This window comes from Candidatus Methylopumilus turicensis (genome assembly GCF_000953015.1).
Lineage (GTDB): Bacteria > Pseudomonadota > Gammaproteobacteria > Burkholderiales > Methylophilaceae > Methylopumilus_A > Methylopumilus_A turicensis.
This window is the reverse complement of record NZ_LN794158.1, coordinates 1,651,117-1,664,745: the sequence shown is the minus strand read 5'-3', so window position 1 is coordinate 1,664,745 and position 13,629 is coordinate 1,651,117. Positions and strand designations below refer to the sequence as shown.

At 45.4% G+C, this 13,629-nt stretch carries 14 protein-coding genes; 13 read left to right on the top strand and 1 reads right to left on the bottom strand.

Going from position 1 to position 13,629, the window contains the following annotated elements; all coding sequences use genetic code 11:
• Positions 1 to 49: 49 nt before the first annotated feature.
• From eat to lysA, 13 genes are all read left to right on the top strand, one after another.
• Entirely contained in the window at positions 50 to 1,399 is a 1,350-nt protein-coding gene (eat, locus tag BN1209_RS08420; RefSeq protein WP_045751774.1) for an ethanolamine permease, read from the top strand.
• A 75-nt stretch (positions 1,400 to 1,474) separates the two neighbouring features.
• Positions 1,475 to 2,872: an ethanolamine ammonia-lyase subunit EutB gene (locus tag BN1209_RS08415; RefSeq protein WP_045751773.1), complete on the top strand. Its 1,398-nt coding sequence runs from the start codon at positions 1,475 to 1,477 to the stop codon at positions 2,870 to 2,872.
• A gap of 4 nt (positions 2,873 to 2,876) precedes the next feature.
• Positions 2,877 to 3,683: an ethanolamine ammonia-lyase subunit EutC gene (gene eutC, locus BN1209_RS08410; RefSeq protein ID WP_045752090.1), complete on the top strand. Its 807-nt coding sequence runs from the start codon at positions 2,877 to 2,879 to the stop codon at positions 3,681 to 3,683.
• Positions 3,684 to 4,074: 391 nt separating this feature from the next.
• The gene (locus tag BN1209_RS08405; protein ID WP_045751772.1) at positions 4,075 to 4,947 is read left to right on the top strand and encodes a TorF family putative porin; all 873 of its coding nucleotides are present in this window, start codon (positions 4,075 to 4,077) and stop codon (positions 4,945 to 4,947) included.
• A gap of 86 nt (positions 4,948 to 5,033) precedes the next feature.
• The gene (gene glnK / locus BN1209_RS08400; RefSeq protein WP_045751771.1) at positions 5,034 to 5,372 is read left to right on the top strand and encodes a P-II family nitrogen regulator; all 339 of its coding nucleotides are present in this window, start codon (positions 5,034 to 5,036) and stop codon (positions 5,370 to 5,372) included.
• Positions 5,373 to 5,382: 10 nt separating this feature from the next.
• The gene (locus tag BN1209_RS08395) at positions 5,383 to 6,879 is read left to right on the top strand and encodes an ammonium transporter (RefSeq protein ID WP_045751770.1); all 1,497 of its coding nucleotides are present in this window, start codon (positions 5,383 to 5,385) and stop codon (positions 6,877 to 6,879) included.
• Between the two features lie 125 nt (positions 6,880 to 7,004).
• The gene (gene gshA, locus BN1209_RS08390) at positions 7,005 to 8,285 is read left to right on the top strand and encodes a glutamate--cysteine ligase (RefSeq protein WP_045751769.1); all 1,281 of its coding nucleotides are present in this window, start codon (positions 7,005 to 7,007) and stop codon (positions 8,283 to 8,285) included.
• Positions 8,285 to 9,217, top strand: coding sequence for a glutathione synthase (gene gshB, locus BN1209_RS08385; protein WP_045751768.1), 933 nt, complete (start codon positions 8,285 to 8,287; stop codon positions 9,215 to 9,217). The genes gshA and gshB overlap by 1 nt, the downstream gene beginning before the upstream one ends.
• Before the next feature lie 4 nt (positions 9,218 to 9,221).
• Positions 9,222 to 10,250 carry an FAD:protein FMN transferase gene (locus BN1209_RS08380; RefSeq protein WP_045751767.1) on the top strand — a complete coding sequence of 343 codons (1,029 nt, stop codon included), beginning with the start codon at positions 9,222 to 9,224 and terminating at the stop codon, positions 10,248 to 10,250.
• A complete protein-coding gene (locus BN1209_RS08375; RefSeq protein WP_045751766.1) occupies positions 10,250 to 10,633 on the top strand; it encodes a NusG domain II-containing protein in 384 nt (127 codons plus the stop codon). Before BN1209_RS08380 ends, BN1209_RS08375 begins: the two co-directional genes overlap by 1 nt.
• The gene (locus BN1209_RS08370) at positions 10,633 to 11,184 is read left to right on the top strand and encodes a Gx transporter family protein (RefSeq protein ID WP_045751765.1); all 552 of its coding nucleotides are present in this window, start codon (positions 10,633 to 10,635) and stop codon (positions 11,182 to 11,184) included. Before BN1209_RS08375 ends, BN1209_RS08370 begins: the two co-directional genes overlap by 1 nt.
• A gap of 69 nt (positions 11,185 to 11,253) precedes the next feature.
• Positions 11,254 to 11,424, top strand: a complete 171-nt coding sequence (lptM, locus tag BN1209_RS09075; protein WP_171816523.1) for an LPS translocon maturation chaperone LptM — start codon at positions 11,254 to 11,256, stop codon at positions 11,422 to 11,424.
• 8 nt (positions 11,425 to 11,432) lie between these two features.
• Positions 11,433 to 12,674, top strand: coding sequence for a diaminopimelate decarboxylase (gene lysA, locus BN1209_RS08365; RefSeq protein WP_045751764.1), 1,242 nt, complete (start codon positions 11,433 to 11,435; stop codon positions 12,672 to 12,674).
• Positions 12,675 to 12,762: 88 nt separating this feature from the next.
• Here the strand turns inward: lysA and purU are convergent, their stop codons facing one another.
• Complete coding sequence (gene purU, locus BN1209_RS08360; protein ID WP_045752089.1) at positions 12,763 to 13,617, bottom strand: formyltetrahydrofolate deformylase; 855 nt, start codon at positions 13,615 to 13,617, stop codon at positions 12,763 to 12,765.
• Between the last annotated feature and the right edge of the window lie 12 nt (positions 13,618 to 13,629).

Genomic DNA, 13,629 nt, shown 5'->3' with positions numbered 1-13,629 from the left:
GGTTTAATTTTAGGTTTTATATTTAGCTGTCACATTAAAAGGAGTAGTCATGAGTTCATCATTAAAAGCAACATTAAATGGATGGCATCTGTGGGGATTGGCCGTAGGCTTGGTGATTTCAGGCGAATATTTTGGTTGGAGTTATGGCTGGGATAAAGCGGGCACATTGGGCTTTTTGGTGACGTCTATTTTAATCGCGGTGATGTACACCACGTTTATCTTTAGTTTTACCGAGTTAACCACTTCTATACCACATGCTGGCGGCCCTTTTGCTTATGCAAGACGCGCTTTTGGCGCTAAAGCTGCTTATGTGGCAGGCTTTGCCACCTTAATTGAATTTGTGTTTGCGCCACCAGCCATTGCGATGGCGATTGGCGCTTATCTGAACGTTCAGTTCCCTACCGTGGATCCAAAAACGTTTGCGATGAGTGCGTATTTAGTTTTTGTGTTGCTCAATATTGTGGGTGTTCGCATTGCGGCAACCTTTGAATTATTCGTCACTATTTTGGCGATTGCGGAATTGCTGGTATTTATGGGCGTTGTTTCTCCAGGCTTCTCAATGGCTAATTTTGTGGCACATGGCTGGTCGGGTGCAGACACATTTAGCTCAGCTTCTATTTCAGGCATTGTGGCTGCGATTCCTTTCGCGATTTGGTTCTTCTTGGCCATTGAAGGCGTAGCGATGGCAGCGGAAGAAGCACAAGATCCTCGCAGAACAATTCCTAAGGCTTACATCGCTGGTATTTTAACGTTGGTCGCATTAGCAATTGGTGTCATGGTGTTTGCGGGCGGTGCTGGCGATTGGAAAGCGCTTGCCAATATTAACGACCCATTGCCACAAGCCATGAAAATGATTGTGGGTGAGAACAGTGGTTGGTTACATATGTTGGTGTGGATTGGTTTGTTTGGTTTAATTGCTTCTTTCCATGGCATTATTTTGGGTTATTCACGTCAAATTTTCGCATTGTCTCGTGCTGGTTATATGCCTAAGTTTTTTGGTGTAGTGAATGAGAAATTTAAAACCCCGCATCGTGCCATTATTGCCGGTGCTGTAGTGGGTGTGCTTGCGATTGCTGGTGATGAGTTCCAATTTGCTGGCATGACATTGACGGCAAACTTAATCACGATGTCTGTGTTTGGTGCGATTGTGATGTACATCGTTTCAATGTTGAGCTTGTTTAAATTACGTCAGGCTGAGCCAAATTTAGACCGTCCATTCAAGGCAGTTGCTTATCCATTATTCCCAGCAATTGCATTAGTGTTGGCGGGTATTAGCTTGGTGACCATGATTTACTTTAACCAACAATTAAGCTTGGTGTTCTTTGGCTTGATGGCGCTTGGTTTTGTGTACTTCAGCATGACGCAACATCACCGTGATGCTTCATCTGATAATCATTAATTACAGTTTAGTTTTTAGGGTGTAAATTAAGAACCGCGTCAGATTGTTGGCGCGGTTTTATCCATTAAGGTGCTTATGATTTATCGTTATTCCATCGACAGTCATACCTATCAATTTGAAGACTTGAAAGCTGTGCTGGCTAAAGCCACGCCTGCGAGGTCTGGTGATTATTTAGCGGGTGTTGCCGCAGAGACGTACGCCGAAAGAATGGCGGCACGCATGTGCTTGGCTGAGATTCCGCTGAAAACTTTTTTAGAAGATTTGATCATTCCTTACGAGTCAGATGAGGTCACGCGACTCATAGTCGATACGCATAATCAGCAAGCCTTTGCAGAAATAAGTCATCTCACAGTGGGAGACTTTAGGGATTGGCTGCTGACTGATGCAGTGGATACAGCAACGCTCACTCGGGTTGCGCCAGGCATCACGCCGGAAATGGCTGCCGCCGTCAGCAAGCTGATGCGTAACCAAGATTTAATTTTGGTGGCTAAGAAGTGTCAGGTGATTACGGCATTTAGAAATACGATTGGCTTACCAGGTCATATTTCCACACGTTTACAGCCTAACCATCCCACCGATGACCCGCGCGGGATTGCCGCTTCTATTGTAGATGGTTTGCTCTATGGTTCAGGCGATGCCGTCATTGGTATTAACCCAGCTACGGATAGCATTCCTGCTTTGATGGACTTATATTTCTTGGTGGATGAAATCATTAATCAATATCAAATCCCCACGCAGTCGTGCATCTTGACCCATGTGACCAATCAAATTCAGGTCATTGAAAAAGGCGCACCAGTAGATTTGGTATTTCAGTCCATTGCGGGCACTGAAAAAGCGAATAAGAGTTTTGGGATAGATTTGGCTGTGCTTGCAGAAGCACAGTCCGCAGCACTTTCGCTTAATCGCGGAACAGTCGGCAATAACGTCATGTATTTTGAAACTGGGCAAGGTTCAGTCCTTTCCGCGAATGCAAATTTCGGGGTGGATCAGCAGACTTGCGAGGCTCGCGCTTATGCGGTGGCGAGACACTTTTCACCGCTACTCTCTAATACCGTGGTTGGCTTTATCGGCCCAGAATATTTGTACGATGGTAAACAAATTATCCGTGCAGGTTTGGAAGACCACTTTTGTGGAAAGTTATTAGGCGTGCCGCTGGGCTGTGATGTTTGTTACACCAATCATGCGGAAGCTGACCAAGATGACATGGACACATTGATGACCTTGCTCGCTAATGCTGGGTTGACTTTCATCATGGGCATTCCAGGTGCGGATGACATTATGCTCAATTACCAAACCACCTCTTTCCACGATGCGTTGTACTTAAGAAAAGTACTAGGCTTGCGCGCTGCGCCAGAGTTTGAAAAATGGTTAAAACAGATGCATATCATGGATGAAAAAGGCAATGTCCAGCCTGTCACCCAAGCGCATCGTTTGTTACAAAACATGCCTAAACATTTGCTGAATGCGAGTTAACCAAATGACCAAAGAATTTCGGCCAACAATCAAAACTTCAGCCAGTACGGTGCAAGACCCTTGGGGCGATCTTAAACAATTTACCCGGGCCCGTATTGCCCTGGGGCGTGTTGGCAGCAGCTTGCCGACCAAAGAGATTTTAAGCTTTGGAATGTCCCATGCCATGGCGCGAGATGCGGTGCATTTAGCTTTAGACACTGATATCTTGCAATCGCAAATTGAAAGCCTTGGTGTTGAGGTCTTGAAATTGCATAGCCGTGCGCCTGATCGGGCCAGTTATTTATTAAGGCCAGATTGGGGGCGTCGATTAAGCGATGAAAGCGCCGAAATTATCAAAGCCCTTCCACAAGAAAAAATAGATGTCAGCATTGTGATTGGTGATGGACTCTCATCGCTAGCCGTGCAAAAGCATGCAGCGCCCATGTTGCAGGCCATTCAACAAACCATGCCTAGCGAGTGGAAGCTTGGCCCTGTGGTGATTGCCAGCCAAGCCCGCGTTGCTTTGGCCGATGAAGTTGGCGAGTTGATGCATGCGCGCATGGTGATTTTATTAATTGGCGAACGACCTGGCTTGAGTTCGCCAGATAGTTTGGGGCTGTATTTAACCTATCAGCCCAAAGTCGGTTGCAGCGATGCTGACCGCAATTGCATTTCAAATGTACGGCCAGAGGGGTTGAATTATGAAGCCGCTGCTAAGAAATTGATGTGGCTTGCTCAAGAATCTATGCGACTTAAAGTTTCAGGAGTCGCATTGAAGGACGAAAGCGATGTGCACCAAATTGATAAGGATGCCCAACAGTTGCTGACATAGGGCTCAGTCAATATCCGCCCACAAAGCCGTCGAATATTACGCTAAAGCTTTCGCACTTGATTGGTGCGATATGCGCCTTTTGTCAGTTAATGGTGCATTTAGGTGGCGCTGCACTTTGTGTAAGCCCTGATACTTTTTTACATTGGCCGTCTAGTTAACGAGGTCTTTGTCTAGCAAGCTTGTTAGCGACATTGTGCCATCTAGGCTCTAACTTATTAATTTTTAATGAAATTAATAATGCTCATTTAAAACATGAGGTTGGATATCTTGTATGACACCTCACTTGAAATCTTCGTTTTTATCTACTTTAAAAGTTGGCACGGCGATTGCTTTATATAAATCGTAAAACTTTGTTTTTATTTTTTTGCACTTCATATTAAAAGGAAAAATTATGCGTAAATCATTATTACTTGTTGCCGTTCTTGGCACATTGGCCTCATCACAAGCTGTGATGGCTGCTGAAGCGGCGGCTGCAACCCCAACATGGACATTCCCAACGAGCGTTTCATTGGTGAGCGACTACATCTGGCGCGGTCAGTCTCAAACTTGGGGCAACCCAGCGGTGCAAGCTGGTATCGAAGCAGACCACGTTTCGGGCGCTTATGTTGGTTTTTGGGGCTCTAACGTATCTAGCCATTGGTTGCCAAATGCAAACGTAGAGATGGATTTCTCTGCTGGCTTCCGCAATACATTTGCAACAGACTTTAAATATGACATCGGTGGAACATATATCTACTATCCTGATGCTGATTTTTCTAAAGCCCCAGTATTCGCGTATCAAAAATCTAAACTAAATACCTTGGAGTTGTACGGCAGTTTAGGCTGGAAGTGGTTCATGGTTAAAGGCGGTTATATGCCAACTAAGTTTTACGGCTGGAACACAAACAACTCAGGTACAGCCGCTACTAACCCACCAAATGGTCAAAGTTTTGCTGGTGATGCATCAGCAGGCTTAACTGGTGATACAAAGGGTTCTTATTACTATAGTGCTAGTGCTAGTTATGATTTCCCTATGGCTATTAACGTAGCTGGCGAAGTTGGCCATCAAACCATTGCAAATAGTACTGGTTTAGATTGGACTTGGTACAAGTTAGGTGTTACAAAAACATTCGAAGGCACTTTGGCTGGTTGGTCAGTAAATGCGTTTTATACAGGAACCACAGGCAGCGATGCATATAAAGGCTTCTTATCATTCGACAAAGCATCTGACACATCAACAGTCGATAAAAGTAAGTTCGTTGTTGGCATCACAAAAAGCTTCTAATCCGAAAGCGTTTTATTTTTAAAGCTATTTGAAGATATGTGGGCTATATGGCCTGCATATCTTCAACCATAGTGAGGAGACATAACATGAAATTTGTATCAGCGATTATCAAGCCATTTAAGCTTGACGAAGTGCGTGAAGCGCTTTCAGCGATTGGCGTTCAAGGAATCACGGTGACGGAAGTTAAAGGCTTTGGTCGTCAAAAAGGCCATACAGAGCTTTACCGTGGCGCTGAGTATGTGGTGGACTTTTTGCCTAAAGTGAAATTAGAAGTGGCGATTTCAGATGAAATGCTTGATCAAGTGATCGAAGTGATTGAGAAGTCTGCAACGACAGGAAAAATCGGGGATGGCAAGATTTTTGTCTTCAATCTTGAGCAGGTTTATCGCATTCGCACCGGTGAAACCGGTCCTGAAGCGCTATAAGGAGACAGACATGAAAAAATTATTATCAACGCTCGCGTTAATTAGTGCATTAGGGCTGGGCGTATTTGGTGTTACCAGTGTTAGTTACGCGGATGATACCAAAGCAGTTGCAACAGCCGTTGAAGTTGCGCCAGCCACAGATGCTGCCGCGGTTGTGCCTGCTGCACCTGTCGCTGCCGATGAGGTTGCCGCGACGCCAGTTTCAAACAAGGGCGATATCGCTTGGATGATTATGGCAACCGTCTTAGTCACCTTAATGGTGATTCCAGGTTTGGGTTTATTCTACGGCGGCTTGGTGCGCAGTAAGAATATGCTATCAATTTTGATGCAAACGTTTGTGATTTTCTCACTCATCGGTGTGCTTTGGGCTTTGTATGGTTATAGCGTAGCCTTTACTGATGGCAATGCCTTTTTTGGCGGTTTATCTAAAGCGTTCTTACAAGGCATTACACCCGATTCAGTTGTTGGCACCTTTAGTAAGGGTGTTGTGATTCCTGAATACATTTATGTCGCTTTTCAAATGACGTTTGCTGCCATTACACCGGCTCTGATCGTTGGTGCATTTGCGGAACGCATTAAGTTTTCAGCGGTATTGTTATTTGTGGTGCTTTGGTTCACGTTCTCTTACTTGCCAATTGCTCACATGGTTTGGTTCTGGGCAGGTCCTGATGCTTACACCACAAAAGCTGCGGCAGATGCTGCAACTGCTGGTGCAGGTTTCTTGTTCCAAAAAGGCGCCTTAGATTTTGCTGGCGGCACAGTCGTGCATATCAACGCGGGTATTGCGGCTTTGGTTGGTTCAATCATGCTTGGTAGACGTCTAGGCTATGGTAGAGAAGCCATGACACCACATAGCTTAACGATGACGATGATCGGTGCTTCGTTATTGTGGGTGGGTTGGTTTGGTTTCAACGTCGGTTCAAATTTAGAAGCGACAGGGTTTGCTGGCCTAGTGTTCGTGAACACCTTACTAGCAACCTGTGCGGCAACACTTTCTTGGACCTTTGTTGAGTGGATCACTAAAGGCAAGCCATCGATGTTGGGTGGTGTTTCAGGTGCGGTTGCAGGCTTGGTCGCGATTACGCCAGCGTGCGGATTTGCAGGCCCGATGGGTGCAATTGTTTTGGGTCTCGTTGTTTCACCCATTTGCTTCTTATTTGTATCAAAAGTAAAAAGTTGGTTTGGTTACGATGACTCACTCGATGTATTTGGTGTGCACGGAGTAGGCGGTATTGTTGGTGCGATTGGGACGGGGATTGTGGTCAATCCAGCGTTTGGTGGCACTGGCGTTTACGACTACGTCGCCAATGCTGTTGGCAGTTATGATATGTTGACGCAAGTGACTAGTCAGGCCTGGGGTGTGGGCGTGACAGTTGTTTGGTCAACCGTGGTTGCTGTGGTGGCTTACAAGATTGTGGACCTTGTTGTTGGTTTACGTGTAAGCGAAGAAATGGAACGAGAAGGTCTAGACACCAGTGAACATGGTGAGCGCGCTTACCATGTCTAAACTGATGGGTTACTAGAGGTAAATAAAAAAGCGGACAGCAATGTTCGCTTTTTTTATATCTGCGTGATTCATAGATAACTGCGTTAAAATTAGCAGCTAATTTAATTGTTTGGATATGCCCATTCATGATTCCACATCTGACGACCGCACTTAAAGGCCCTCTGCTGGCATTAGAGAAAAATATACTCGACAACATGCCTAAGATTGAGCATTGGTTTCGTGTGCAGTGGCTCGAGCATAGCTCGCCATTTTATGCCTCGGTAGATTTGCGTAATGCCGGATTCAAGCTTGCGCCTGTGGATACCAATTTATTTCCAGGCGGATTTAATAATCTTAATCCGGCTTTTTTATCATTGTGCGTGCAAGCGGCAACCGTCGCTGTTGAAAAGATTTGTCCTGAAGCGCATCGCTTATTACTGATTCCAGAGAACCATACACGTAACACTTTCTATTTGCGTAACGTGGCTGCTCTTGCGCATATTTTGCGCCAAGCGGGTTTGGATGTGCGGATTGGTAGCATCAATCCTGAAATTACTGAGCCGACCCAAATTGAAATTGAGCCGGGCCAAACCATTTTGCTGGAGCCAGTCAAGCGCGTTAAAAATCGCCTCACTTTAGAGGGGTTTGATAGTTGTGCAGTGCTTCTGAATAATGATTTGTCAGGTGGTATTCCTGATATTTTGAAAGGGGTAGAGCAAAATCTGATTCCACCTTTGCATGCCGGCTGGGCAACACGTCGCAAATCTGAACATTTTTCTGCTTACAACCAAGTGGCTGAACAATTCGCTGCGTTTTTAGGCATTGATGAATGGTTGATTAATCCTTATTTTGATACGGCGAGTGGTGTCGATTTTCAGGCGCGCGTAGGCGAAGATGAAATGGCAGCAAAAGTGGAAACTTTGCTCGCTAAAATCCAACAAAAATATCAAGAGTATGGCGTAGAACAAGAGCCTTTTTTGATTGTGAAAGCTGATGCTGGCACTTATGGCATGGGTATTATGACTGTGAAGAGCCCTGACGATGTGCGCGACCTAAACCGTAAACAGCGCAATAAAATGGCGGTGGTCAAAGAAGGCATGGAAGTGAATGAGGTCATCATTCAAGAGGGTGTTTATACCTTTGAGACGATTAATGATGCAGTGGCTGAGCCTGTGGTTTATATGATGGACCACTTTGTTGTGGGCGGTTTTTACCGCGTGCATACTGGTCGAGCCGTGGATGAAAACCTCAATGCGCCAGGCATGCATTTTGTGCCATTGGCATTTGATACCCCATGCTCAACGCCTGATTGCGCCGATGCGCCCGACACTGCTAAAAACCGCTTCTACGCTTATAGTGTGGTGGCGCGGTTAGCCTTGCTCGCGGCTGCGATTGAGCTAGAAGAAAACGACCCGGAGCGTTTGTAATGCGTATCGCACTTATTCTTGATTCTTTACATACCTTAAAACCACACAAAGACAGCAGCCTGGCCATGATGCGTGAGGCCGCCGCTCGTGGGCATGAATTATTTGTGGCACTCCAAGATGATTTGTTTTTACGCCAAGCGCAAGCGCGTTTGCGTGTGCAGTCTTTTGAATTTGTAGATGATGAGAATTGGTTTGTGGTGGGAGATTATCTTGAACATGCTCCGCAAGATTTTGATGTGGTGTTGATGCGAAAAGACCCGCCATTTGATAACGAATTTTTATATTCCACTTACCTTTTGGAGTTGGCCGTCAAGCAGGGCGCACGGGTGCTCAATAACCCAAGCGCCATTCGTGATTGGAATGAAAAACTTTCGGTCGCGAATTTTCCACAGTTTTCGCCTGAGTTTTTAGTGGCGCGTGACATCGGTTTAATTCGAGAGTTTTTACGGTCATATGGTGACATTGTGGTGAAGCCGCTTGATGGGATGGGCGGTACTAGTATTTTCAGACTCACGCAGTCAGATCCCAATATTAGTGTGATTCTTGAAACGATCACGGATAACGGTAATCGCACCATCATGGCGCAACGTTACTTACCGCAAATTTTGCAAGGCGATAAACGCATTATTGTGATTAATGGTGAGCCACTCCCTTATTCGCTGGCACGCATTCCAATGGCTGGCGAAACCCGGGGTAATTTAGCCGCGGGTGGAACCGGTGTGGCACAGAAACTTTCGGAGCGCGACCTTGAAATTGCTAGCACGGTTGGCAAAGTGCTTAAAGAAAAAGGCTTATTCTTGGTTGGTTTAGATGTCATTGGCGAGCATCTCACTGAAATTAATGTGACTAGCCCCACAGGCATGGTGGAGATTGCGGCACAAACCCCATGCAATCCGGCAGCTGTGTTTATGGATGCTCTAGAAGCGTTATAAATTCATGCGATTTTTGGTCTTATTTTTCGCAGTCATCTTAAGTGCTTGTGGCAAAGCGCCTTTGGTGCAAACCCAGTCTTATGTGTTTGGTACGCTGGTGGATATTAGTATTTATGGCGAAACAGAAGAAAAAGCGCATGCCGTCACTAGCCAAATTCTGCAAAACTTTCAGAGGCTACATCATCAATATCATGCTTGGCAGTCTGATAGCGAACTTAGTAAACTGAATCAACGTTTTACAGCAGGCAAAACGCCTGTCGAAATTAGCCCAGAACTTGCCCAAATACTGACGCAAGCCCAAGTGTTATCCAAGCAATCTGAAGGATTATTTAATCCTGCGATTGGTGGTTTGATTGGCGCTTGGGGTTTTCAACGCGATGAATTTACCCCTGTCGAAATTAACGATGCGGCTATTCAACAGTGGGTGCATGCCAATCCACAAATGTCGGACATCGTGATTAAAGATCACGCTGCTTATAGCCTAAATCCAGCTGTACGGCTTGATCTAGGAGGCTATGCCAAAGGCTATGCCTTGGATTTAGCGTTGGCAGAATTGCAAAAGCAAGGCGTCAACAATGCGCTGGTGAATCTTGGCGGTAATATCATTGCGCTTGGTCAGCATGGTGATAAGTCATGGCGAGTGGGCATTCAGCATCCACGCGCCCCTAAGCCGATGGCAACGGTTGATTTGCCCAGTGGTTGGGCCATTGGCACTTCTGGCGACTATCAACGTTACTTCGAGCAAGGTGGAAAACGCTATTGCCATATTATTGATCCGCGTACTGGCTACCCAACACAAAGTGCACAATCAGTGACTGTGTTAATCCCGCCAAGTCCTCAAGCGGGTGTGTTATCAGATGTGGCGTCTAAACCAATATTTTTGAGCGCGCCGGATCAGCGTGAAAATGCCGCAAAACTGATGGGGGTGGCTAACTACTTAATCGTTGATGCAGAGGGAAAGATCACACTGAGTGCATCCATGAATCAGTATGTGCATTGGCTGGCTAAGCCAGAAAAGATTGCAGTGCAATAATGAAAGGCTCGTTCAAATCGAGCAAGCCCTTATTAGGCGATTTGCTCATCATGATCGTTGGCCTGATGGTTGTGGGTTATTTATTCAAATCCTTATGGCACCATGAGCCAGCAGCTAAACTGCAAATTCGATTGGGCGATAAAATTTATGCGACTTATAGCCTAGCGCAAAATCGCAATATTGATATTCCAGGGCCGATTGGCATCACACGCATCGTCATTAATCACGGTAAAGCACGTTTTGCACATTCGCCATGTCCTAATCAATATTGTGTGCACCAAGGTTGGTTGAGTCATCAAGGGCAGGCCGCGATTTGTTTGCCCAATCAAGTGAGCTTAGAATTGTTGGGCGGTGAAAAACCTTTTGATAGTTTGAATTATTGATGACACCCTCTTCCAAAAATAAGCAGATTGAAATTCATACATCTGCAGATGACCATCGTATTGCTCAGTTAGCAGCTTTGGCGATTGGCTTGCATTTGGTTGAGGCGATTTTGCCCTCGCCCATGCCTGGCGTTAAGCCTGGCTTAGCGAATATCATCACGTTATTTGTGCTCTACCGTTTTGATTTTGCAACGGCAGTATGGGTTAGCTTATTGCGCGTATTTGCCAGTAGTTTGATTTTGGGTAATTTTTTATCTCCTACTTTTGCCCTCAGTTTATCGGGGGCATTGCTCAGTTTGGGCGTGCTTTATGTTGCACAATACTTACCCCGGCGGTTTTTTAGCGCGATTGCTTTAAGTGTTTTGGCAGCCTTCGCACATATGATGGGGCAGCTTGTATTGGTCAGGCTGTGGTTGATTCCGCATGCGGGTATCGCTTATTTAGTGCCTATTTTTATGGCGGCGGCCTTGTTATTTGGCGTGGTGAATGGAATATTGACCAATTATTTATTGCGCATGAATCCCGGCCGGGCTGATGAAGGCAAGGGCTAAATAGTGCTTTATGTTAAAATATTCTCAATCTTTCTTAGATGTATATGTTGGCTTAATTGGAGGCTGGAAGTGAGCAAATTGGCACGTGGTTTCATATTGAGTTTGGTACTCACTTTGGCATTGTCCGCTTGTGGCATTAAAGGCCCTTTATATATTCCAGAGAAAAAGTATCCGCAAAACGTGAGCGTGCCACACACTGAAACGCACGCTCAATTGCATCAACTAACCGTTATTTCTTGAGTCTCTTCATGCAACCATTTCAAATGAAAAACGGCGAACTTCACGCCGAAAATTTCCCTTTAAGTAAAATCGCTGCTGAGTTTGGCACACCGACGTATGTGTACTCAAAAGAAGCACTTACTTCAGCGTTTAAGCGCTTTGATTCAGGATTCGAAGGAACGGACCATTTAGTTTGTTTTGCGGTGAAATCGAATCCTAGTTTGGCAATTTTGGGTTTGTTTGCAACATTAGGCGCTGGCTTTGATATTGTTTCAGGCGGTGAATTAGCACGGGTAATTGCTGCGGGTGGCGACCCTTCCAAAGTAGTTTTTTCAGGGGTAGGAAAAACCGAAGCTGAAATGCGGAGTGCATTAGAAGCGGGTATTTTTTGTTTCAATGTGGAATCAGCCAGCGAGTTAGATCGATTGAATAGCGTGGCTGGCAGCATGAATAAAGTTGCACCAGTTTCATTACGTGTGAATCCAAATGTGGATGCAAAAACGCATCCATATATTTCAACAGGGCTTAAGAATAATAAATTTGGGGTGGCTTACGAAGAGGCGTTGGCGCTTTATCAGGCTGCTGCAAAAATGCCAAACATTGCCATTCACGGCGTGGATTGCCACATTGGTTCGCAATTAACGGAGTTGTCACCATTCTTAGATGCTTTAGATCGCGTATTAGCGTTGGTTGACCAGCTTGAGGCTGCAGGTATTCCTATTCATCACATTGATGCAGGTGGCGGGATTGGTATTTGTTACGTGGATGAAACGCCGCCTGATTTTGCTGAGTATGCAAAAGCCATGCGTGAAAAAATGGCTGGCCGACAAGTGAAATTAGTGTTTGAGCCGGGCCGTGCATTGGTGGGTAACGCGGGCGCATTGTTGACGAAAGTGGAGTATCTCAAACATACAGAATCTAAAAATTTCGCCATTGTAGATGCTGCGATGAACGATTTAATGCGTCCCGCTTTATATGACGCCTATCACGACATTGTTGCGGTTAAAGAATCAAGCTTAGATGCACAGGTATACGAAGTAGTTGGCCCTGTGTGCGAAAGCGGGGACTTTTTAGGTCACGACCGTAAGCTTGCTTTAGCGCAAGGTGATTTATTGGCAGTATTGTCAGCAGGCGCTTATGGCATGAGTATGAGTTCTAATTACAACACCCGCCCAAGAGCCGCTGAAGTCATGGTGGATGGGGATAAAGTTTATGAAATTCGTAAACGTGAGCAGGTGGCAGACTTGTTTGCGATGGAGCGCGTTTTGTAAATTTGACATGATTAAAATAAAAAAGCGAGGTTGTTACCTCGCTTTTTTATTGGCTATTTCTTAATCTGATTTAATTAATACTTCAGTCTTAATCAAAAATTACCGTCTTGTTTGCATATGGCAAAATGCGATTTTCGATATGCCAACGCACTGCACGAGATAACACAATACGCTCTAAATCACGACCTTTTTGAATAAGGTCTTCTACTTGGTCGCGGTGTGAAATGCGGTCGATATCTTGTTCGATGATTGGGCCTTCATCCAATACTTCAGTGACGTAATGGCTCGTTGCACCAATCAGTTTTACGCCGCGCTCAAAAGCACGGTGATATGGACGTGCGCCAATAAATGCTGGCAAGAATGAATGGTGAATATTGATGATGCGTTGTGGATATCGCTTCACAAAGTCTGGTGAAAGAATTTGCATGTAGCGCGCAAGCACAATTAGATCAACCTCTGCAGCATCAAACAAAGCGAACTGTTTCGCTTCTGCTTCGGCTTTGTTCTCTTTAGTCACTACAATGTGATGGAAAGGAATGCCGTAAAATTCTGCTAGGCGCGCTGTGTCCAAGTGGTTGCTGATGATCATCGCGATATCGCAAGCGAGCTCACCACCCTGATGGCGATGCAATAAATCCGCCAAGCAGTGGTCATATTGCGAGACCATAATCGCTAAACGTGGACGTTTTTGTGCCAGCTTCAGTTGCCACTCCATTTTGAAGCGCGAGGCGATACCTGCAAAATGCTCTGCGAAGTTATCTGCGTTGATTTTGGAGCCGGTCAGATCCCACTCCACGCGCATTAAGAATAAGTTGTTTTCTGCATCTTGATGCTGGTCTGCATGCAAAATATTGGCATCATGTTGCAGTAAGAAATCAGCGATCGCGGCAACGATTCCCTTTTGATCGGGACAGGTCACCAGCAAGGTGGCTGTATTTTTAATGGATGTCATAAA